Here is a 22110-nt window from a genome sequence, read left to right as displayed (position 1 = left end):
GTGCATTTTAGAAGGTCTTGTTATTAACTTTTACTTTTTAACAAGGCCACTCCATGCTCAAACACACACTACTTAGTATTACTCCCCTACTGATTTTATCAGCCTCTGCTATTGCCGAGCCCTCTAACAAAGTTAAAAACTGGGTTGGCGGAATTGATCATTTAGGTTTAACTGTTTCAGATTTAAATTCATCTAAAGCGTTTTTTACTGATGTGCTTGGTTTTAAAGTGCTGGGAAATGATCCAACTTATCCTGCGTACTTTTTATCTAATAAAAAAACAACCATTACATTGTGGCGAATTAAGAATAATGAAAAACGTGTAGAGTTTAATCGAGCAAAAAATGTGGGCCTGCACCATTTAGCACTCAGTGTTGAGAGTATTGAAAAGTTAAGCAAGCTGCATAAGCACTTAAAAATGCAAAATAATATTACTATAGAATTTGCACCAGAGAATTTGGGTAAAGGCCCTGCGCAGCACATGATGATAAGAGAGCCTAGCGGTAACCGTATTGAATTTATTGCAAGGCCTATCTAGCGCCCTAAAATGATTAGTATTATGACGCAGTGGTATAAGCACACCCGAATTTAAAGCAATAAAAAAGGCGCTCAGAGGCGCCTTTTTTAATAACCAAAATTAACTTATTCAGCAGCTTGTTCAACTACTGGTAAATTAAGTTCAGCTTTAGCTTTAAGCGACTCTATGAAAACCATATAGTTTTTGTTTGCTTGAGCCATTGTAATGCTTTGTTTAGCTTGTGGGTCAATATCAGCGGTTACTGTAGCATCTGTCACTGAGTTAAGTGCAACAATCGCTGCATCACCGTTATTTAAGTCAACAACATCTATCACTGCAGTGTCTGCTGGGTGAGCCATTTTAAATGCCTGAGTAACAATCGCAGGCGACACAGCAAAACTTTGACGATTTAGTTGTGACTCTTGACGAAGCGTTAAGTCTTGCTCAGTTGCAATATCATTCAAACTTTTACCTGCTTGAATTTCAGCAAACAAACTACGCGCTTTATCTTTGGCAAGCTCAGAGGTCTTGTCATTTACCAAGCGTGTTTTAATCTGTTCACTTACATCACTTAAAGGTTTGGTTGACGCTGGCTGATGCTCGTTAATACGCACGATAACAATGTGCTCATCGCCCAACTCAATAACTTCAGAGTTAACTCTGTCTTCAAGTAAGTCAACAGATGTTAGTGCAGTAATAACAGCCGGTGTATTTAACGGCTCAGGTAAAGCGTTCAATGCTAAAAGAGGGGTTGACTGAACTTCTAGTTCAGCAACTTCTGCTGCATCATCTAAACGATCTGAAATTTCAAACGCGATTGCACCCATTTCGGTTTGCTTATCGTAAAACGCATCAATTTTTTCAGCACGCTCTAATTCAGCACGTAAGTCCGCTTTTACATCATCAAATGGTTTAACTTGTTGTGGCTGAATATCAGTCAGTTTAATGATGTGATAACCGAACTCTGACGCAACCACTTCTGAAAAATCACCTTTCGCTTCAAGTGAAAATGCTGCATCTTCAAATGCAGGATCCATTACATCACGTTCAATCCAATCAATGTCACCGCCCATCTCTGCGCTAACGATATCATCAGATGAAGACTCTGCGAGTTCAGCAAAGTCTGCACCTTGTTGAAGCTCAGCATAAAGCGCATCGACTTTAGCTTTAGCTGCATCATCGTCTTCACTATTATCTATTAATATGTGTGACACACGGCGTTTTTCAGGCTCAACATATTGCGCCTTATTTTGCTCATAAGACGCTTTCACATCTTCTTCAGTCACTGAACCAACAACAATATTTTCAGCTTTCAATTCGACATAGTTCACCGAGATAAGTTCTGGTGATAAAAACTGCGATGCATTTAGGTCATAGTAATCTGAAACTTCTTGCTCTGATACTTCGACATTATCTGCAAGTGACTCTTTATTAATTACTAAGTAATCAATGCTACGAGTTTGTTGTTGAAGAGCAATAGCACTTTTAAGCTCGCTTTCAAGCGCAAAGTCTGTGCCTGCAACTGCTGATACTAACTGACTGCGCGTCATATCTTCGCGAAGGTATTCACGAAAAGTATCTGGTTGGAAGTTCATTTGACGAATTACTTGTAAATAACGATCGTTATTAAATTTATCGCCAAGTTGGAAGTAAGGCAATTCTAAAATTGTTTTACGAACTGTATCATCGCTTACGCGAAGGCCTAATTCTGCCGCTAACTGTGATTGCAATTCTTGTTGTACTAAGCGGTCAATTACACCTTGACGAATTTGTGCCATATAATTTGGATCTGCAGCAATTTGTGTAAAGTACTCACCAAATTGTTGCTCTAAACGATTACGTTCGTTTTGGTACGCGCGGTTAAATTCCGTTTGGCTAATTTTAACTCCGTTTACTTCAGCAACAGGTTGTTCCGTGGTTTGACCTAGGTAACTACCGATCCCTGCTAAAGCAAAAGATAAAATCACCGCGCCTAAAATTATTTTGGCTACAGGTCCTTGCGAACCTTCTCTGATTTTCTCAAGCATTTGTTTATCTCTTTTTGATCAAGGCTCAATACCTTGTCACATGTAAAAAAAGCGTATCTTACCAGATACGCTTTTTCACTTGAAGTAACTAGCGGTAAAGTTACTCAATTCAACTGTTAGGCTGATTAAGTAACTTTACTTTCGCCATAACTAATCTGTTTAAACTATTGATTAGTTTACTGCGTCTTTAAGCGCTTTACCGGCTTTGAAAGCTGGAATATTTGCAGCAGCGATTTGAATAGTTTCACCAGTTTGTGGGTTACGGCCAGCTCGTGCAGCACGTTCACGTACTGAGAAAGTACCAAAACCAACAAGTGCAACTGAGTCGCCATCTTTAAGCGCGCCAGATACAGATTCGATGAATGAATCAAGTGCACGACCTGCAGCCGCTTTAGAAATGTCAGCATCAGCTGCGATTTGATCGATTAATTGAGATTTATTCACAATATCATCCTCTTTCATTGTTATTATCAAGAGCGATGGTTTTTTAAACTAACATCACTTTTTTGAAAATTTTAGAGCAAACTTGTAATGCTCACATGATTATATTTTTCTTGAGCCTAGGCCACATAAGGCCTAGGCTTGAAAACCAGTGCTTAACTTATCATACCGTTTAGATTTGAAAAGCCCTAAAAAGCACTTTTTTTACGTTTTTTACTGCTTTTTCTCTGTTTCGACTGAAAAACTCTCAACAGGATGTACCAAAGCAAGTTTTAACACCTCATCAATCCATGTCACTGGGTGAATATCAAGACCTGCCAGTACGTTATCTGGGATCTCTTTTAAGTCACGTTCGTTAATTTTTGGAATAATAACGGTTTTTATTCCACCACGGTGCGCAGCTAGTAACTTCTCTTTTAAGCCACCAATAGGCAGAACTTCACCACGAAGCGTTATTTCGCCAGTCATAGCAACATCAGCTTTAACTGGGTTACCTGTTAAACTCGATACCAGACCAGTCACCATGGCTGCACCAGCACTTGGGCCATCTTTTGGTGTTGCACCTTCAGGAACGTGAACATGAATGTCACGCTTTTCATAAAAATCACTGCTGATGCGAAAAGTATCAGCACGATTACGCACAACGGTCATTGCTGCTTGAATCGACTCTTGCATTACATCGCCAAGTGAACCGGTGTAGGTCAATTTACCTTTTCCTGGCACGGCTGCACATTCGATTGTCAGTAAATCACCACCAACCTCAGTCCATGCAAGACCTGTAACTTGACCAATACGATCACCGTCTTCTGCTTTACCATAGTCAAAACGTTGAACGCCTAAGTACTCTTCTAAATTATCTTGATTAATAGTCACCGTTTTAGTGTCTTTTTCAATCAGAATATTTTTAACAGCTTTACGGCACAACTTAGAAATTTCTCGCTCTAGATTACGGACACCCGCTTCACGTGTGTAATAGCGAATAATGCCGATAATTGCACTATCGTCTATTTCAATCTCGTTGTCTTTTAAGCCGTTGCGCTTTACTTGCTTAGTGATCAGGTGCTCTTTTGCAATATTAAGCTTTTCGTCTTCTGTATATCCTGACAAACGAATAACTTCCATACGGTCTAAAAGAGGACCAGGGATGTTAAAACTATTCGAAGTAGCGACAAACATAACATCCGATAAATCAAAATCTACTTCAAGATAATGATCGGCAAAATGGCTGTTTTGCTCAGGATCCAGTACTTCTAACAATGCTGAAGCTGGGTCGCCACGCATATCTGAAGACATTTTGTCGATTTCATCTAATAAAAATAGTGGGTTTTTGACCCCTACTTTTGTCATGTTTTGAATTAGCTTACCTGGCATAGAACCAATATACGTTCTACGATGGCCTCGGATTTCGGCTTCATCACGAACACCGCCTAACGCCATACGAATATACTTACGGCCAGTAGAACGGGCAATCGACTGACCAAGTGATGTTTTACCGACACCTGGAGGTCCTACAAGGCACAAAATTGGACCTTTAAGCTTGTTAGTACGCTGTTGTACCGCTAGGTACTCTAAAATACGTTCTTTTACTTTATCAAGACCATGGTGTTCGCTGTCTAATATTTTTTGTGCACCAGCCAAATCTTTTTTAACTTTTGAACGTTTTTTCCATGGCACGTTAATTAATGTGTCGATGTAAGAACGTACAACCGTTGCCTCAGCGGACATTGGCGACATCATCTTAAGTTTATTAAGTTCTGTCGTGGCTTTTTCTTGTGCTTCTGATGACATACCCGATTCTTCAATACGCTTTTTGAGCGCTTCAAACTCATCAGGAACATCATCAAGTTCACCAAGCTCTTTTTGAATGGCTTTCATCTGCTCGTTGAGGTAATACTCGCGCTGAGATTTTTCCATCTGCTTTTTAACGCGGGTACGGATCTTCTTCTCAACCTGCAATAAGTCGATTTCACCTTCCATCAGGGCCATTAGGTATTCTAAGCGCTCAGTCACGCTTGAAATTTCTAACACTTTTTGTTTTTCAGGCACTTTTAACGGCATATGCGCAGCCATTGTGTCTGCAAGTCGCGCTGGTTCATCAATACCTGATACCGAAGTGAGCACTTCTGGTGGAATTTTTTTATTGAGCTTTACATAGCCTTCAAATTGGCTAATTGCGCTTCGAATAAATACATCTTGCTCTTGTTCATCAATTAAATCTGATTCAATAAATTGAGCATCGGCAACAAAAAACTCGTCGTTATCAACGAAGTCTTTGATTTCAGCGCGCTGTGTGCCTTCTACCAATACTTTTACTGTTCCGTCAGGGAGTTTTAATAATTGAAGTACAGTTGCAATAGTACCAATGCGATAAATATCATCTTGCTCTGGTTCGTCTACAGTTGCATCTTTTTGTGCAACCAAGAAAATTTGTTTGTCTTTATCCATTGCCGCTTCAAGGCATTTTATTGATTTTTCACGGCCTACAAAAAGCGGGATCACCATGTGTGGATACACCACAACATCGCGCAGTGCTAGCACTGGGATTTCGACTTGGTCGGTTCTCTCAAGCGTCATTATATTTCTCTTCGCACTTCATTTATTTAAAAGATTACTCAAGTATATGGGGATAACCACATTAAAGTTCAACAATTTTCCCCGACTCGTTTAAATTAATTATAAAAAAAGGAGCCCTAGGCTCCTTTTTAATGCAAATAGCTTAAAAACTATTCAGATGCTGCTTTATCTTGATTATTATTTTCATATATCAAGATTGGATCAGACTCACCTTTAATTACCGTTTCGTCAATAACTACTTTGCTGACATCATCCATAGATGGAAGTTCGTACATGGTATCTAGTAAAATACCTTCTACGATAGAGCGAAGACCACGTGCACCGGTTTTACGAACCATCGCTTTGTGAGCGATAGCAGATAAAGCATCATCACGGAACTCAAGCTCTACATCTTCCATACCAAATAACACTGAGAACTGTTTAGTAATCGCGTTTTTAGGCTCACTTAGAATCTGTACGAGTGCAGCTTCATCTAACTCTGTGAGTGTAGCAACTACAGGTAAACGGCCAATAAATTCAGGTATTAAACCGTACTTTACTAAATCTTCAGGCTCTACGTCTTTAAACGTCTCGCTTAAAGAACGCGTTTCTGCAGACTCTTTAACACTAACGCCAAAACCAATGCCAGTATTTTTATGGCTACGTTGCTCAATGACTTTATCAAGCCCTGAAAACGCACCACCACAAATAAACAAGATTTTAGACGTATCTACTTGTAAAAATTCTTGCTGTGGGTGTTTGCGTCCACCTTGAGGAGGCACAGAAGCAATCGTACCCTCAATCAGCTTAAGTAATGCTTGTTGCACACCTTCACCCGACACATCGCGCGTGATTGATGGGTTATCTGATTTGCGAGAAATTTTGTCTATTTCATCAATGTATACAATGCCACGCTGTGCTTTTTCCACATCGTAGTCGCATTTTTGCAATAGTTTTTGGATGATATTTTCTACATCCTCGCCCACGTAACCGGCTTCGGTAAGTGTCGTTGCATCAGCCATTGTAAACGGTACGTCAAGTAAACGAGCCAGCGTCTCTGCTAATAATGTTTTACCACTACCAGTCGGACCTATTAGCAAAATATTACTTTTGCTAAGCTCAATATCTTGCTTGGTTGATTGATTACGAAGACGTTTGTAATGGTTGTAAACAGCAACAGACAATACTTTTTTCGCATGGTCTTGGCCGATAACGTAGTCGTCTAGGTGTTTTCGAATTTCTTTTGGAACAGGTAGTTTATCAGACGAGTCATGCTTAGGAGCAATATCTTTGATCTCTTCCCTGATAATATCGTTACACAACTCTACACATTCATCACAAACGTATACTGAAGGGCCTGCAATTAATTTGCGTACTTCGTGCTGGCTTTTGCCACAAAAAGAGCAGTATAACAATTTATTACTTTTGTCGCCGTCTGTAGGAGTGTCAGACATTCAGCTACCTCATCTTATTACGTTGGCCACCAAGGTTTATGGTGGCTATTTCAATACGCTTAACTATAACAAAATTTATTGTTTTTCGCATAGTAACTAAAAGTGATTAACAGGTCCCCTGCTCACCAAGCGCTTACTTTTTATCGCGATTTGCAAATACTGAGTCAACTAAGCCATACTCTACAGCTTCTGAAGCGCTCATGAAGTTGTCACGATCAGTATCTTTTGAAATCACATCTAACGGCTGACCCGTGTGTTCTGCCATTAAGCGATTTAGCTTATCTTTAATAGATAGTATTTCTTTGGCGTGTATTTCAAAGTCAGACGCCTGACCTTGGAAACCACCTAAAGGTTGGTGGATCATTACACGTGAGTTAGGTAAGCAAAAACGTTTACCTTTAGCACCAGCGGTAAGCAAAAATGCCCCCATGCTCGCTGCTTGTCCTACACAAATAGTACTCACATCAGGTTTGATAAAGTTCATTGTGTCGTAAATTGCCATACCAGCAGTTACTGAGCCACCCGGTGAATTTATGTATAAGAAAATATCTTTATCAGGGTTCTCTGATTCTAAAAATAGCATTTGCGCTAAAATTAGGTTTGCCATGTTGTCTTCAACTTGGCCTGTTAAAAAAATAATACGCTCTTTTAAAAGTCGCGAATAAATATCATACGAGCGCTCACCTTTTGGTGTTTGCTCAACAACCATAGGGACCAATGCATTTAGGGGATCTGTAATACCAGTATTCATACTTATTTAATTCCTTATGCGCTTATACTTATCCTTATTATAAGGAAGCATAGTTATCGTTTTTCGCAAATTAAGAGCCAAAAACTAAAAATGGCCCGGGCACGCTGTTTAAACAGTGTAACACGAGCCATTTAATCGTTAGCGAGAGCTTAAGTCAATGACTTATTAAGCACCTTGCTGCGGATTCATGATGTCATCAAATGCTTTTTCAACGTCTGAAACATTTGCTTTAGCTAAAATAGCTTCAACAGCTTGCTCTTCCATTGCAACATTACGCATTTGTTGCATAAGTTGATCATTTGCTTTGTAGTATTCTACTACTTCAGTTGGATCTTCGTATGCAGAAGCCACTGTTGCAATTAATGCTTCAACTTTAGCATCATCAACTTTAATGTCGTTAGCTTTGATTACTTCGCCTAATAAAAGACCAGTTTTAACGCGTGTTACAGCTTGCTCATGGAACAATTCAGCTGGAAGCTCAGGCATGTTTTTAGCGTCGCCGCCAAAACGTTGAGCTGCTTGCTGACGCAATGCGTCAACTTCTTGATCAACAAGTGCTTTTGGCACTTCAATTTCGTTGTTTTCTAAAAGACCTTTGATTGCTTGGTCTTTAACGTTAGCTTTAACCGCTTGGTCAAGTTCACGCGTCATGTTCTTTTTAACTTCTTCTTTAAGCGCGTCTACGCCGCCTTCGGTAACACCGAATTTAGTTGCAAACTCTTCGCTTAATTCAGGAAGCTCTTGCGCTTCTACTTTTTTCACTGTGATAGTGAATTGAGCTGCTTTACCTTTAAGGTTTTCAGCATGGTAATCTTCAGGGAATGTTACATCTGCAACAACTTCTTCGCCTGCTTTTTTACCAACGATGTTATCTTCAAAACCTGGGATCATACGACCTTGACCAAGCTCTAATGGGAAGTCATCAGCTTTACCGCCTTCAAATACTTCACCGTCGATAGTACCTACGAAATCAACTGTTACACGGTCACTTTCGCCGGCAGCTGTATCAACTTCAGCCCACTCTGCATGTTGCTTACGAAGAGTTTCTAGCATGTTTGCTAAGTCTTCGTCAGTTACTGTTACCGCTGGTTTTTCAACAGCAATTTTGTCTAAACCTTGAACTTCAACTTCAGGGTAAACTTCAAATGTAGCTGAGAATTCTAAATCTTTACCTGCTTCAAGTGATTTAGGAGCGAATGAAGGCGCGCCAGCAGGGTTAATTTTTTCAGCAACGATTGCTTCAATGTAGTTACGTTGCATTACTTCGCCAGCAACTTCTTGACGAACTGCAGCGCCAAAACGCTTGTTAATTACAGATACAGGTACCTTACCAGCACGGAAACCATCTATACGCTGTGTTTTTGACAGTTGTTGTAGGCGTTTTTTTACTTCGGTCTCAACGTTCTCTGCAGGAACGGTGATAGTTATACGGCGCTCAAGGCCTTGGGTCGTCTCAACAGAAACTTGCATGATTTACCTCAATATTCAATTTTGGCGACTGTTCGCCTTCCTTACAAACAAAGTGATCTGCATGAGTCTTGATAAAGTTTAAGCGATTTTTCACACTTAAAAGCATCCGTCGCTACCATGAGATACCATTGCTGCTTTGCCCTTAGGGCACTATGTTAAACAATAGACGCGGCATTATAACCTAATATTTATGATAGTCGAGTATGGGGGGCAATTATTTGGAATAGATTGGGTACTACAGCACCTAACCGAGTAAAAAACAGGCTAACTGTTATTTTCAGTTGTTTAATTGAGTTTTATTTATTGCAATAGAAAAATAGATTTTAAAAAAATACAGAGGAGTTATAAATAAGAAAATGGTCGGCGATGCAGGATTTGAACCTGCGACCCCTTGGACCCAAACCAAGTGCGCTACCAAACTGCGCTAATCGCCGACATTGAAGGCTAAGCTTCTTTTTTCATACTGAACAATTAAACAGAGCGTTTAAAACCACTTTGAGAAAGTGGTCGGCGATGCAGGATTTGAACCTGCGACCCCTTGGACCCAAACCAAGTGCGCTACCAAACTGCGCTAATCGCCGATATTCTTGTAAATGGGGTGACTGATGGGGCTCGAACCCACGACAACCGGAATCACAATCCGGGGCTCTACCAACTGAGCTACAATCACCGCTATATTTACATGTTTTCAAATGGCGCACCCAGAAGGATTCGAACCTTTATATCCACCTAAACCAACCACTAAACTGTGGGTGGGTGGGTTAAAACATAAATTCCGTATAACAATCCTACAAGGAAAAATCCCTTTATTTATAACGCCTTCGAGACTCTCCGTGAGTTCTCTAAACAACGAGGCGCATTATATATAGCTCATTTCCAAAGTCAAACTTTTTTATGCACTTAATGCATAAAAAAACAAACAAACCCAGTGCATATATACGCACATATAAGTTAGGTAAAACGTTACTAGTTAATTGCTAATTATAGCTGTTCTTTTAGTAGAGAGTAAGGCAAGCGCTCTACCCTCTTAAACATTAATGCTTCAGTTCGGTGGTATATCAATCCCTAATGAGACGATGACTACACTATTTTACCCCATACGCATTGCGTATTAATTTTCTATGGTTACTTTATTTCTATACATATCTGCCCGTATATAGACAGTGGATATTTGCAACTCTAAATTTTTAATTTTTCTAGGTTACTTTCTCAAGTGAAAATTTCAAAAGCTGTATAAAAATTTCAAATAAAATATATAGTTATCGAACAATGCTAATTATTTGTTCACAGGCAGTGCTCATCGTGTATTATTTACTTTATACAAATCAATAGGTTAATATCAATTTATTGTTTAAAAAAATAAGATATAAACATGAAAGAAGATCAATTGCCCGTCGAGTCGATAGAAGAGCTAAATCGAACACTGCGGTCTTATCCAGAACCTGACTACACACTACAAATGCCCTCAAACGCAAAAGGTTATGTCGTAATAGGTAACTGCAAAGGGGCTAGAGAACAGCTTTTAATAAGTGAAATAATAGTAACCGTCGGCTAAACCACACCTAAACATTTATTTTATATTCGCTAAGCTCATTTCTTTTTAATAACAGGAGTGAGTTATGCAAACCAATCGAACACAACAATGGCTAGATTTAATTCACCGACAACCAGGCTCTGGTTTAAACATACAAGATTTTTGCCAGCAAAATAACTTAGCAACGTCCACTTTTTATAAGTACCGCAAACAATTAACCGCCCAATCTAGTTTCAGCAAAGTGACCATTCAAACTGAACAAACCCGTTTGCAAGAAATCGTTGAGCCTGCCCATATCACACTGACTTTGCAGGTTGGAGAATTAAAATTGCCAGGTTCAACCTCTGCACAGTATTTGTCTGATTTGATTAGAGGTTTAGTTAAATGAAAATGTTTGTTGAGCCAAGTGACATTTACCTGCACCGCCCAGTGGTGGACTTTCGAAAATCGATTAATGGTTTAGCTAATATTGTTGTCGCTGAAATGAATTTAAATGTGATGTCCGGTGCTTTATTTATCTTCTGCAACAAAAGCAAAGATAAACTCAAAATCCTTTACTGGGATAAAACGGGGTTTGCTTTGTGGCATAAGCGATTAGAAAACAATAAGTTTAAATGGCCGAATGCCGAGCATGAAAACCAGCTTGTTTTATCTGAGCAACAACTGCACTGGCTGCTCGATGGCTTTGATATTGTTGGTCATAAACCGCTGATTTTATCAAACTTGAGCTTATAACTTTAGCTCATACCTGATCAGCTTTTAATCTGAATAACATGCAGATAATCAGCGAGTTACAGGGTAAAATACCCCCTATGACTGAACTAGAGCAGCAACTTCTCAAACGCATTGCCGAACTTGAAAAACAAGTAACGGATAAAGATTCCAGAATCGCGTATTTAGAAGAACAATTCAAATTAGCCCAACAAAAACAATTCGGTAAATCAACCGAAGGCCACCCTGCACAAGGTGATTTATTTAACGAAGCGGAAGACATCGCTGAGTTAGAACGTGAAGTTGAAGCTGAAAACGAAACCGTTACTTACACCCGTAAAAAAGCTAAACGCACTGCGTTACCGGCTGATTTACCACGCGAAGTGATTGTGCACGACATCGAAAATAAAAGCTGTGACTGCTGCGGTGGTGAAATGCATAAAATGGGTGAAGATAAATCTGAAAAACTTGAATTTATTCCAGCTCAAATCAAAGTGATTGAACATGTTAGACCTAAATACAGCTGCCGAGCCTGTGAGCAAAACGAAACACAAGTTCAAATCAAACAAGCCCCGATGCCAGCGAGTCCAATTCCTAAAGGCATTGCAACACCAAGCTTACTCAGCCAAATCATCACCAGTAAATATCAATACGCTCTGCCGCTTTATCGGCAAGAAACCATGTTTAAACAACACGGCATTGAAATCAGTCGACAAACCATGAGTGACTGGATAATCAAATGTGCCAGTTTATTTAAACCACTGTATGACAAATTGCATCAAATCTTATTAGAGCAACATGTCATTCAAGCGGACGAGACCACAGTCAATGTGGTGAGTGATGACAAAACAAAATCCTATATGTGGTTATATTGCACAGGTACTGACACGCCTGTAGCAAATAACCCATTTAAAAATATCGTACTGTATGAATATCAGCCGGGTCGTTCAGGTTGTTATCCTGCGAATTTTTTACTTAATTATACAGGTTACCTTCAAGTGGATGGTTACTGCGTATTCTCATGCATCGCGATCACCTAATACTATCTAAGCCGATCACTTTTCGGTCAAAATGGTATTGAGTGATCGGCTTGAATGGTATCGTTCAATTTGTACACGTTTTTGTCTAGCCAGTAGGTGTTTTTAACCGTTATTCTTTTCATTTTTGATGATGAGAATGACCATGCCAACGGCACCTATTTCAATGCGTAAACTTAAAGAGATTTTAAGACTAAAATACAGCTGTAAACTCAGTCATCGTCAGATAGCAACAAGCTTATCTGTTTCACCCTCAATCGTGTCTAAATATGCCTGTAAATCAGCAGAGTTAGATATTACTTACTGGCCGCTTGATGAGAAGTGGGATGATCACGCTCTGCAACAAGCGTTCTTCAAAACAAAGCCTCGATTAAAGGGCTTTACCATTCCTGACTGGTCGTTAGTTCAGCAAGAGCTTCGGCCTAAAACCATGACGTTGTTGCTGCTTTGGGAAGAATACAAAGAGCGGCACGCGGAAGGTTTTTACAGTTACACTCACTTCTGCCGTCAGTACAAGGCATGGCTTAAATGCCAAAAACCCTCCATGCGACAAAATCATAAAGCAGGTGAAAAACTGTTTGTGGATTACTGTGGCCCAACCATGAGTATTGTTGATACAAGTACAGGCGAATGTCGTACTGCACAAGTGTTCGTTGCGGTCATGGGTGCATCAAATTATACCTATGCCGAAGCGACTTACAGCCAGAAACTCGAAGATTGGGTGATGAGTCACGCCCGTTGTTTTGAGTTTCTTGGCGGAGTTCCTGAGCTAATAATTCCTGACAACCTTAAAAGTGCCGTCACCAAACCGTGTCGATATGAGCCTGACTTAAATCCAACCTACCAACAACTAGCGACACATTACGATACGGTCATTGTGCCCGCTAGACCCTATAAACCAAAGGATAAGGCTAAGGCTGAAGTGGGTGTGCAAATTGTTGAACGTTGGATAATGGCGCGCCTTCGCAATGAAACCTTCTTTAGCTTGCGTCAATTGAACCTGAAAATACAAGCATTACTGGTCGATTTAAATCAACGTAAAATGAAAAAGCATCCTGGCTCACGGCTCAGTCAGTTTGATGCTATCGACAGACCTGCACTCAAACCACTGCCTACACAGCCTTACAGCTATACCTTAGTAAAACAGGTGAGCGTGCATATTGATTATCATGTGGAAATTGAAAAGCACTACTACTCAGTGCCACATACCTTAATTAAACAAAAGCTTGAAGCCCATGCCTCCGGGAAGTTGGTGACACTCTACCATCAAGGCATACAAGTCGCTGTTCACCCCAGATCATACCGAGAAGGTGCGCACACCACGCTTGATCTGCATATGCCTATCGCTCATCAAAAGCAGCAACAATGGACACCACAGCGGTTCGAACGCTGGGCGAGTAAATTTGGCACATCAACTGAGCAGTTTGTTATGCAATTGATGCAAGCTAAAAAACATCCAGAGCAAAGCTACCGTGCTTGTATGGGGTTATTAAGCCTAGGTAAAAAGTTTAGTGATCAACGTCTTGAAGCCGCCTGTCATCGCGCATTAACCACAGGTGTTACTCGCGTTAAACAAGTAAAGACTATCTTAGAAAAAGGCTTGGATAAACAACCCTTGCCACAAGCTCAAGGTGATTTACTACAAGATATTGATCATAAAAATATCCGTGGCAACCACTATTACCATTAATAAAAATTAACAAACCATAGGAAGACTTATGCAAAATATCAATCAACAAGTTAATAATCAGTTAAGTAATTTAAAGCTAAGCGGCATACGTGATGCGCTATTGCAGCAATACGAGCAACCCAATTTATACGTTGAACAAAGCTTCGAAGAGCGGCTAAGTTTATTGCTTGAACATGAAATAACGCAGCGTGATCAGCGTAAAATAGATCGCCTAACGCGACAAGCAAAGTTCAGAGTTGGCGGCACACTTGCCCAACTCAACTATGGCGCAGCACGACAACTCGATAAAGCTCAGATCCGTTCATTAGCACAAGGTGAATGGCTTCGTCTTCACCAAAACATCTTGATCACAGGAGCAACAGGTTGTGGCAAAACTTACCTCGCTTGCGCGCTTGGTCAAAACCACTGCCAACAAGGGAGTAGCGTTTATTATTTTAGGCTCAAAGAGCTATTAGAAAAGATGTTTCTAGCGCAAGCCGATGGTAGTTATCGAAAACTGATCAACAAGCTTAGCTCTGCCAATTTACTGATCTTAGATGATTGGGGATTAGAGCCATTAACGGCTCAACAACGGAGTGATTTACTGGAATTAATTGATGCAAGATATGATACAAAATCGACCTTAATAGCGAGTCAATTACCGATAGAAAATTGGTATGAAATGATCGGAGAATCGACACACGCGGATGCGATTCTAGATAGGCTTGTGCACGGGGCGATAAAGTTGGAATTAAAAGGCGAGTCGATGCGAAAAAAACTAAATTTCTTGACTGATGCCGATCACTCAAGTTAGATTTTACTGAGGTCTACTGACAGACAAAAAAGTGATCGGCTTGAATGGTATTGAGCGATCGGCATCATGGTATTACGCAGTTACCAAGGGTATGACCAAACTAAAGCTAAGCTTGCTGGCTGCTGGGCACATGCACGGCGTAAGTTTGATGAAGCTGAAAAAGCGCAACCCAAAGGAAAAACGGGCAAAGCAAATTGGGCGTTGAATCATATTCAAAAACTGTATCGAATTGAAACCAGAATCAAAGATAAAACAGCGCCTGAAAAACAAGCCATCCGGAAAAAAGAGTCGGAGCCATTACTTAACCAATATAAAGCTTGGTTGGAAAAATCTTTGCTCAATACCTTACCTAAATCCAAATTAGGGGAAGCGCTCAACTACAGCCTGAATCAATGGGATAAGTTGGTTCAATATGTTGAAGATGGTCATTTGTCTATCGACAATAATCGCGCTGAGCGGGCGATTAAACCCTTTGTCATTGGCCGCAAAAATTGGCTGTTTAGCCAAACAGCTAATGGGGCCAACGCCAGTGCAATGCTCTACAGCATAGTGGAAACGGCAAAGGCCAACGGACTAATACCTTACGATTATATTAGCTATTATTTAACCCAAATCTGCAAACCGGGTTGCCAAATCGATGATTTACTGCCTTGGAATATCAAAAGCTAGGTGTAGATTGCCGGACGCTTACAAATAATAAACAAGCTCCCTCCTTTAAAAAAAGTATTCATTATTTATGAGCAGCCTTTACAAGCTACTCCAGAGTTTGTCGCGGAAAATTTCAGTAGGCCAATTGAAAGAATCATTACGCTGGACGAACTCGATCATGTAAAAGGCGGTATTATTAATTTAAATTGGACTATACCCTCCCGCCTCAAAATACTTTTGATGCTTATCAATGCTATGTCTGATGAGTGCGTTGTTTTTTTCGCCACGGGGAGTCATGCAGAACAAGTAGAAGAACGAGTAAGTTTAGTTGCTCATCTTTGCGAAAAAATTGTCATTTCGTTAAATAAGCAAAACCCAAATTCACTTCGTGCAGGTTGGTTTCTATCTCATGCTCAAGGTATGCAACGAGCGAATTTCGCATTGTGGCAAAAAGTAAATTTGGAAGAAGGTTATCAATATAATTTAACTGTATTGACCTCTGAACAGATGAAGCAATTGAATGTTGTCTAAACCGTGCAATGATCAGCTCTCATATTATGTTAGCAGGTAACGTAAATGAACATATTATTTCTATGCACCTCCAACATTAATCGAAGCCGAACTGCGCAAGAGCTATTTAGCGCTCTAGATAACGGCAATATTTACAAGTCAGCAGGTTTGAGCAAAAAATATGTAAGCAAGGCAGGCACAACTCTTTGTACTGAAGATATGCTGGATTGGGCTGACAAAATCTATGTCTTTGAGAAAAAACAAATAGACAGAATCAGGAAACATACTGGCGAAAAAAATCTTCATAAAATTTCTAATTTGGACATTGAAGACAAATATCAGTATTTTCAAAGAGAATTAGTATTGTTGCTGTTACAAAAATTACTTAGAAACAGTAATGTTAGTATTTAGCTGGACACATTTATATAAACTGTCTCAAATCTAATCTGCCCATTTTTTAATTATCGATTCGATTAAATCGCACAGTTGTTTAGACCTGCTATGAGTGATCTATACATCGATCGGATAAATTCATTCTTGGACACAGTTGCGTTAGAGCGAAAACTCCATTTGGCTAAGACTTAAAAAGAAATTATTCCCTTACTGAAAAACAAAGTGACTTTAGCTTCAGCCTAAAACAAATCAACATCACCATCTTCAATAGTTTGAGCAGTTTGAATTTGAGATGTTTCTGTATTTGAAAAATACTTTAATGTATCAGGTCGTCTTGAAATAAGTTTTTTGTAAAGCGTCTCCCAAAACACATTTCCATGCTCTGACAACCTAGAAAAACTATTTATGATCTTTACATGAGCCATGATTTACACCTTCAACTAACGTCATCCATTGTTCAATAGGCAATGGCTTTGCATAATAATACCCTTGATAAACATCGCAATTATATTGTTTTAAGTACGCCAATTGCTCTTGGCTCTCAATTCCTTCGGCAACGGTTCTTAACTCCAAGCTCTTAGTCATGCTCAATATTGCCTTAATGATAGGTTCTGACTTATCTTCTTTTCCTATATTTTTGATGAATGTCCTATCGATTTTTAACTCACGTATTGGCATATGCATGATGTAATTTAGGCTTGAATAACCCGTTCCAAAATCATCAATGGAAAATTCAAAGCCGAGCTTAGTCAACTCATTCATTTTTGAATGAACCGACTCCAAACTAGAAATCAATACACTTTCTGTCACTTCTACCGTAATACTCGAAAAAGGGATATTTCTTAACTTGAACGCTTCTTTTAGTTTGGAGCAAAAGTCAGGTTGTAGAAGTTGTCTGGCACTTACATTTATAGCAACTTTTTGATATTTCTTAGTTCTTTCATATATGGCTGAAAGAACATCAGCCGTTTTATTGATGACAAAATCGCCAAGTTCAACGATTGAGCCAGACTCTTCTGCTAACGGTATAAACAAATCAGGCGGAACGTTTCCTAATTTTCGGTTATACCATCTTACTAATACTTCAGACGCAAATAGCTCCTCATTCTCATTAAATTGTGGCTGTAAAACAATACTAAGCTCATCAAGAAAATGGCCTGATTTCATTTCTTTCAAAGTTGAAGTTTTTAAATGGCTGTCTGCTAGGTCACTTTCTTCCAGAATTTTATAAAAACTGCTGTCATCTTGACTTGCTGCTTTTACGGTCGCTTCCAAAAGCTGGATAACTTCACTGCGCGAAGGAGAATACTTAAGAATATCAACAACACCTACAGATGCGGTAATTCCAACAGAATGCCCATTTAAATCGTAATTTTGACAGGTATCTTTCTGTAATAGATATAGTTTTTCTTGTACCGTATTTTCGGTGGTCGATGGATACAAAACTAAAAACTTATCACTCGAATATCGATATACACTACCAGTGTTTTTAAACGTCTCTTTTAAACAGACAGAATAAGCCTTTAACAAAGCATCACCAGTTTCTCTACCAAATGCCATATTAACCGATGAAAGTTTGTCTAGTTTAATAATGAATGCATACAGATGTAGGCTTGAATTCTCGGCTTTTCTTACCTCTAATTCAAAATCAACTTTAAAGCGGTTATAGTTGTTTAAGGAAGTCACTGAATCACTGAAAGCTACGGCTTCTATTTTCCTTTCTGCTTTTTTCTTTTCAGATATATCTTTGACTATACCTATGTACGCTTTTTCATTATCTATCAACACTTCAGACAGTGATAATTCCATTGGGAATTGTTCACCGTTTTTTCTTAACGCTGGAAGTTCTCGTCCAACTCCAATTATTTTGGCTCGCCCTGTTGTTTGGTATGACTGCATATATTTGTCGTGCAATCTAGCGTGTTTTTCAGGCATTAGAATATTGAGCTTTTTACCAATCAATTCATCTGGGCGATAACCAAATATGTTTTTGACCTTACTGTTTGCGGATAAAATAATCCCGCGCTTATCAGATGTAATTATACAATCGTTAACGTTGTCTAATATCGCTTTGTGGCTAATTCCAAGATTACTTTCAGATATGGTTAAGCGTTTAAATTCTGTAATGTCTTTAAAAGAGCCATAAACAAATTGAGCTACACTATTTTCTTTGTACAACTTTCCTGTTGTACTCACCCATTTCAAATTTTTATTACTATCAACAAATGACAACTCTAAATTATACTCTTTATTATTTTCTAAAAGGTCTTGAAACGCTGTTTGTATAATATCTCTTGCGTCTGTGTCATAGAAACTTATTGCCAACTCTGGCGTAATTTCTTTAGCATATGGTAACCCGTATATTTCGTAGGTTCGCTTAGTCCAATAAATTTCTTGTTTCGATATATCAAATAGCCAGCCTCCTATTTCACCTAGTTCTTCAATACTTTCAAATATTGCAAACAGCCCATTTACTGGCGTATCTAACTCCTCTGTATCTTTTGAAAAGTATGAGGATAGCTTTCTTTTTAAATTTGCTTCGAATTTTAATACTGCACTGGAATTCATCAGTCGATTTCTTACCTAAAGGTTGAGGCCAAAGAAACTAGCCTCTCGGTTTGTTTTTGGATTTTTTCACTATCAACGCTCACATTTGTAGCTTGATTTAAGTTCTCTTGCGATGCGTCACTGATATTTACAATGTTATTACTGATTTCATTCGAAACAGCACCTTGCTCTTCTGCTGCCGTTGATATTTGTATTGTCAAATCTGAAATCTCAGAGATGATATTGTAAACTTCCGCTACTTCTGTATTTGCCGTATGCGCTTGCTCTACACATAAGTCAGCGGCCTCTTTTCCTGCATTCATTTTGAAAGACCAATTAAGCAAAGTATCTTGTATTTCTTTTATTGAAGAGTGTATTTGCTCTGTTGCTGAATGTGTTCGACTAGACAATGCTCTTACTTCATCGGCTACTACCGAGAACCCCCTACCATGTTCACCAGCTCTGGCTGCTTCAATCGCAGCATTAAGCGCCAATAGGTTCGTTTGGTCAGCAATACCCTGAATTTCATTCATTATGCTACCTATTTTTTCAGCTTCTTCTGCTAAACTGCCAGCAGAGCGAGCTGACTCTTCTACCTCTTTAGCTAACCCTTCAACCTGTTTCATATTTTCTGACATTACACTAGCAGCCGTTTGGCATTTTTGGTGTGCCAACTGAACTTTTGAACTTGTTGTTACAGAATTTGAAGCTACTTCATTTATGGTTGCTGTCATCTCTTCCATTGCTGTTGATACCTGATGGATTTCTGCTGATTCTTTATCAACGCCATCTTGCGTATTTTTTGCTGCCGAAGACAAACTCATCGCTGTTTTCTCTAAACTTCTTCCACCATCGACTATACGACCAACAATGGTTTTAATTTTCCCTTCTAAAATTCTGAAGTGAAATTCAGCAATGCTATATGGCGTGTTTTCACAGAATACGAGTCTTGATACGCTATCGTATTGTTCTTTAGTCTTTTTCCAAAAAGCTTGGGTTTCAATGAGTTCTGAATAAAAAACTAAATATGTAAGAGGAAGGAGCATTAATCCCCAGTAATTGGAGCTTATAATTTGAGACAATAAAGCGATGAGTATAAATAATATATGTTTGAATTTAACGTCTTTAATAAAAGAAAGATTCTTCTTTTCGTTATTAACGTCCGAGTAAAACTTAATTGCTCTATCTCTATATTCAGGCGCTAAGTTGGTTCTAACAGATTGGTATCCAACAAGTTCATCGTTTTCATAAATAGCTGTTACAAACGCATCTACCCAATAGTACCGACCGTCTTTACATCTATTTTTTACTGCACCACGCCACGGCTCTCCTCGTTTTAAATGCTCCCACAAGTCTTTAAATGCAGCCTTTGGCATATCAGGGTGCCTGACAATATTATGATTTTTTCCTACTAACTCATCGAGTTCATAACCCGCCACATCACAAAATGCTTTGTTCGCATAGGTAATTACGCCTCTCGTACCTGTTGTAGATACAAGCTCTACTCCGTTAGGAAAACTAACCTCTTCATCTACAATGTGAATCGCCCCGAGTTCATCGGAGACCAGTTTGTTTAAGTCAGGCCACTTTACCTGACTCGTTTAAATTATCATAGTAGTCTGTTTCATATTGAGCTGGTGAAATATACCCAATTGAAGATAATAAGCGTTGATTATTAAACCAATTGACCCACTCTAACGTTGCGTATTCAACAGCATCAACATTCTTCCACGGGCCATTTCTGCGAATAATCTCTGTTTTAAATAATCCATTTATTGTTTCAGCCAATGCATTGTCATAAGAGTCACCCACACTGCCTACAGACGCTTGAATTCCAGCTTCAGCAAGTCGCTCAGTGTATCGTATAGACAAATATTGGCTGCCTCTGTCGCTGTGGTGAATTAACCCTTCGGGGTTGCCACGATGCCAAATAGCTTGCTCTAACGCATCAAGAATAAGCTCTGTGTGCATTGTCGTTGATACACGCCAACCTACAATGTATCGTGAAAAAACATCTATCACGAAAGCGACATAAACAAACCCACTCCATGTGGCAACATAGGTGATGTCAGCTACCCAAAGTTGATTTGGCTGCTCAGCAGTAAATTGACGATTAACTAAATCAAGTGGCTTATCTTGTTGCTCGTCAGGTATCGTTGTCTTATGTGCTTTACCCCGACGAACACCTTGAATTCCCATAACTCGCATCAATCGTTCGACTGTACAGCGGGCGACTTGATGGTCGTCAAGCTGTAGCTGCTTCCATATTTTTCTTGCACCATAAACTGACATATTATCCTCCCACACTTCGCGAATGAGTATTATCAGCTCAGCATCACGCTTTTTGCGGTTAGACAGTCGCTCAGGCTCTCTTTGTATCTGTTTATGAGAATAATACGTTGATGGTGCAATCGGCAATTCCTTGCAAATTGACTCGACACCGTAATGCTCTCTGCAAGCATCAATAAAATCCACTATTACTTCTGTTTGCGGTCGAGCTCCGCTTGGGCGAAAAAAGCGGCAGCTTGCCTCAGGATATCATTCGTTCGCTTGAGCTCTTTATTCTCGCGCTCTAAGACGGCAAGGCGTTCTTCAGTTGATTGCGTATTAGAAGAGGGTTTAGACGGTTGAGCTTGAGATTTCTTGACCCATGCTCTAAGTGTTTCTGGGGTACATCCCAGTTTATCTGAAATCGATACTAGCGCAGCCCAAAGAGAAGGGTATTCATGCTGTTGTGTGGTAACAAGCCTAATTGCACGTTCACGAAATTCTGATGTATAGCGATTTGATTTTTTCATAGTTCCAGTTTCTCAAGTTATTGAGTCTCTGGCAAACACGGGGCGATTCAATGAATTCATTTCTTTTAGACATACAAACCACTTCTAATATTATAATAATTTGATTATGATGTTGTTAATAAAATAAAGTAATAGAGTTTATAAAATTTGCTCAAATGGTAAAATTTAGTACACCCTTATCCAAAAGTAAACTTTAATCTTAGAAATTAATAAAGTACATGTACTTTATTTGATATCA

17 protein-coding genes, 3 tRNA genes, 2 pseudogenes and 1 other annotated feature are annotated in these 22110 nt (G+C 39.3%); of the genes and pseudogenes, 10 read left to right on the top strand and 12 right to left on the bottom strand.

Translation table 11 applies throughout. The annotated features are described in order from the left end of the window. The first annotated feature begins 53 nt into the window (after positions 1-53). On the top strand, positions 54-536 hold the full coding sequence (locus tag PS1M3_RS04940) for a VOC family protein (RefSeq protein WP_203986557.1): 483 nt from the start codon (positions 54-56) through the stop codon (positions 534-536). Positions 537-640: 104 nt separating this feature from the next. On the opposite strand, the gene PS1M3_RS04935 is transcribed toward PS1M3_RS04940, so the two are convergent. From PS1M3_RS04935 to PS1M3_RS04895, 9 genes are all read right to left on the bottom strand, one after another. Then, positions 641-2542 carry a SurA N-terminal domain-containing protein gene (locus tag PS1M3_RS04935; RefSeq protein ID WP_008126628.1) on the bottom strand — a complete coding sequence of 634 codons (1902 nt, stop codon included), beginning with the start codon at positions 2540-2542 and terminating at the stop codon, positions 641-643. A gap of 171 nt (positions 2543-2713) precedes the next feature. Further along, a complete protein-coding gene (gene hupB / locus PS1M3_RS04930) occupies positions 2714-2986 on the bottom strand; it encodes a nucleoid-associated protein HU-beta (protein WP_008111035.1) in 273 nt (90 codons plus the stop codon). A 210-nt stretch (positions 2987-3196) separates the two neighbouring features. Further along, positions 3197-5557 carry an endopeptidase La gene (gene lon / locus PS1M3_RS04925; protein ID WP_203986554.1) on the bottom strand — a complete coding sequence of 787 codons (2361 nt, stop codon included), beginning with the start codon at positions 5555-5557 and terminating at the stop codon, positions 3197-3199. A 149-nt stretch (positions 5558-5706) separates the two neighbouring features. Continuing rightward, positions 5707-6990 (bottom strand): ATP-dependent protease ATP-binding subunit ClpX, encoded by a 1284-nt coding sequence (gene clpX / locus PS1M3_RS04920; RefSeq protein WP_006794855.1) that lies wholly within the window; start codon positions 6988-6990, stop codon positions 5707-5709. 133 nt (positions 6991-7123) lie between these two features. Beyond that, entirely contained in the window at positions 7124-7741 is a 618-nt protein-coding gene (gene clpP / locus PS1M3_RS04915; RefSeq protein ID WP_008126622.1) for an ATP-dependent Clp endopeptidase proteolytic subunit ClpP, read from the bottom strand. A 165-nt stretch (positions 7742-7906) separates the two neighbouring features. After that, positions 7907-9211 (bottom strand): trigger factor, encoded by a 1305-nt coding sequence (gene tig / locus PS1M3_RS04910; protein ID WP_008126620.1) that lies wholly within the window; start codon positions 9209-9211, stop codon positions 7907-7909. A gap of 357 nt (positions 9212-9568) precedes the next feature. Next, a tRNA-Pro gene (locus PS1M3_RS04905) sits at positions 9569-9645 on the bottom strand. A 70-nt stretch (positions 9646-9715) separates the two neighbouring features. Then, positions 9716-9792, bottom strand: a tRNA-Pro gene (locus tag PS1M3_RS04900). 13 nt (positions 9793-9805) lie between these two features. Continuing rightward, positions 9806-9881: transfer RNA gene (locus PS1M3_RS04895), tRNA-His, on the bottom strand. Positions 9882-10583: 702 nt separating this feature from the next. Between PS1M3_RS04895 and PS1M3_RS04890 the strand changes: the two genes are divergently transcribed. The 9 genes and pseudogenes from PS1M3_RS04890 (at position 10584) to PS1M3_RS04850 (ending at position 16545) form a co-directional block, all read left to right on the top strand. Next, entirely contained in the window at positions 10584-10766 is a 183-nt protein-coding gene (locus PS1M3_RS04890) for a hypothetical protein (protein WP_203987339.1), read from the top strand. A 64-nt stretch (positions 10767-10830) separates the two neighbouring features. Beyond that, on the top strand, positions 10831-11133 hold the full coding sequence (locus PS1M3_RS04885) for an IS66 family insertion sequence element accessory protein TnpB (protein ID WP_138741057.1): 303 nt from the start codon (positions 10831-10833) through the stop codon (positions 11131-11133). Beyond that, positions 11130-11480: an IS66 family insertion sequence element accessory protein TnpB gene (gene tnpB, locus PS1M3_RS04880; protein ID WP_036956871.1), complete on the top strand. Its 351-nt coding sequence runs from the start codon at positions 11130-11132 to the stop codon at positions 11478-11480. The genes PS1M3_RS04885 and tnpB overlap by 4 nt, the downstream gene beginning before the upstream one ends. A 77-nt stretch (positions 11481-11557) precedes the next feature. Further along, positions 11558-12466, top strand: a pseudogene (locus PS1M3_RS04875) (IS66 family transposase); the annotation flags it as partial. 172 nt (positions 12467-12638) lie between these two features. Beyond that, the gene (gene istA / locus PS1M3_RS04870) at positions 12639-14183 is read left to right on the top strand and encodes an IS21 family transposase (RefSeq protein ID WP_008111092.1); all 1545 of its coding nucleotides are present in this window, start codon (positions 12639-12641) and stop codon (positions 14181-14183) included. Positions 14184-14211: 28 nt separating this feature from the next. Beyond that, positions 14212-14976 (top strand): IS21-like element ISShfr5 family helper ATPase IstB, encoded by a 765-nt coding sequence (gene istB, locus PS1M3_RS04865; RefSeq protein ID WP_008111090.1) that lies wholly within the window; start codon positions 14212-14214, stop codon positions 14974-14976. Between the two features lie 78 nt (positions 14977-15054). Continuing rightward, positions 15055-15645: pseudogene (locus tag PS1M3_RS04860) on the top strand (IS66 family transposase); the annotation flags it as partial. Between the two features lie 234 nt (positions 15646-15879). After that, a complete protein-coding gene (locus PS1M3_RS20025) occupies positions 15880-16155 on the top strand; it encodes a hypothetical protein (protein WP_239104482.1) in 276 nt (91 codons plus the stop codon). Positions 16156-16200: 45 nt separating this feature from the next. After that, positions 16201-16545, top strand: coding sequence for a hypothetical protein (locus tag PS1M3_RS04850; RefSeq protein WP_203986552.1), 345 nt, complete (start codon positions 16201-16203; stop codon positions 16543-16545). Between the two features lie 381 nt (positions 16546-16926). Here the strand turns inward: PS1M3_RS04850 and PS1M3_RS04845 are convergent, their stop codons facing one another. The 3 genes from PS1M3_RS04845 to PS1M3_RS04835 form a co-directional block, all read right to left on the bottom strand. After that, positions 16927-19095, bottom strand: coding sequence for a GGDEF domain-containing phosphodiesterase (locus PS1M3_RS04845; RefSeq protein ID WP_203986550.1), 2169 nt, complete (start codon positions 19093-19095; stop codon positions 16927-16929). 11 nt (positions 19096-19106) lie between these two features. Next, positions 19107-20612: a PAS domain-containing methyl-accepting chemotaxis protein gene (locus PS1M3_RS04840; RefSeq protein ID WP_256438047.1), complete on the bottom strand. Its 1506-nt coding sequence runs from the start codon at positions 20610-20612 to the stop codon at positions 19107-19109. A gap of 40 nt (positions 20613-20652) precedes the next feature. Then, positions 20653-21872, bottom strand: a protein-coding gene (locus PS1M3_RS04835) for an IS3 family transposase (RefSeq protein ID WP_223230517.1) whose coding sequence is annotated in 2 segments (ribosomal slippage) — positions 20653-21584 and positions 21584-21872 — 1221 coding nt in all. Because the reading frame shifts where the segments join, the coding sequence is not laid out codon by codon here. Continuing rightward, positions 21478-21594: a sequence feature (AL1L pseudoknot), on the bottom strand. Its footprint overlaps the gene before it by 117 nt. Positions 21873-22110: the final 238 nt, after the last annotated feature.

The organism is Pseudoalteromonas sp. PS1M3, from assembly GCF_016865405.1.
GTDB classification, from domain to species: domain Bacteria; phylum Pseudomonadota; class Gammaproteobacteria; order Enterobacterales; family Alteromonadaceae; genus Pseudoalteromonas; species Pseudoalteromonas marina.
Note: the sequence above shows the minus strand (reverse complement) of the source record. Positions and strands in the feature narration are given on the sequence as shown.

Bases quoted from the DNA above. Each gene is read 5' to 3' on its own strand.
- PS1M3_RS04940 (WP_203986557.1), top strand. From the start codon at position 54: ATGCTCAAACACACACTACTTAGTATTACTCCCCTACTGATTTTATCA.
- PS1M3_RS04935 (WP_008126628.1), bottom strand. From the start codon at position 2,542: ATGCTTGAGAAAATCAGAGAAGGTTCGCAAGGACCTGTAGCCAAAATA.
- lon (WP_203986554.1), bottom strand. From the start codon at position 5,557: ATGACGCTTGAGAGAACCGACCAAGTCGAAATCCCAGTGCTAGCACTG.
- clpX (WP_006794855.1), bottom strand. From the start codon at position 6,990: ATGTCTGACACTCCTACAGACGGCGACAAAAGTAATAAATTGTTATAC.
- clpP (WP_008126622.1), bottom strand. From the start codon at position 7,741: ATGAATACTGGTATTACAGATCCCCTAAATGCATTGGTCCCTATGGTT.
- tig (WP_008126620.1), bottom strand. From the start codon at position 9,211: ATGCAAGTTTCTGTTGAGACGACCCAAGGCCTTGAGCGCCGTATAACT.
- PS1M3_RS04890 (WP_203987339.1), top strand. From the start codon at position 10,584: ATGAAAGAAGATCAATTGCCCGTCGAGTCGATAGAAGAGCTAAATCGA.
- PS1M3_RS04885 (WP_138741057.1), top strand. From the start codon at position 10,831: ATGCAAACCAATCGAACACAACAATGGCTAGATTTAATTCACCGACAA.
- tnpB (WP_036956871.1), top strand. From the start codon at position 11,130: ATGAAAATGTTTGTTGAGCCAAGTGACATTTACCTGCACCGCCCAGTG.
- istA (WP_008111092.1), top strand. From the start codon at position 12,639: ATGCCAACGGCACCTATTTCAATGCGTAAACTTAAAGAGATTTTAAGA.
- istB (WP_008111090.1), top strand. From the start codon at position 14,212: ATGCAAAATATCAATCAACAAGTTAATAATCAGTTAAGTAATTTAAAG.
- PS1M3_RS20025 (WP_239104482.1), top strand. From the start codon at position 15,880: ATGTCTGATGAGTGCGTTGTTTTTTTCGCCACGGGGAGTCATGCAGAA.
- PS1M3_RS04850 (WP_203986552.1), top strand. From the start codon at position 16,201: ATGAACATATTATTTCTATGCACCTCCAACATTAATCGAAGCCGAACT.
- PS1M3_RS04845 (WP_203986550.1), bottom strand. From the start codon at position 19,095: ATGAATTCCAGTGCAGTATTAAAATTCGAAGCAAATTTAAAAAGAAAG.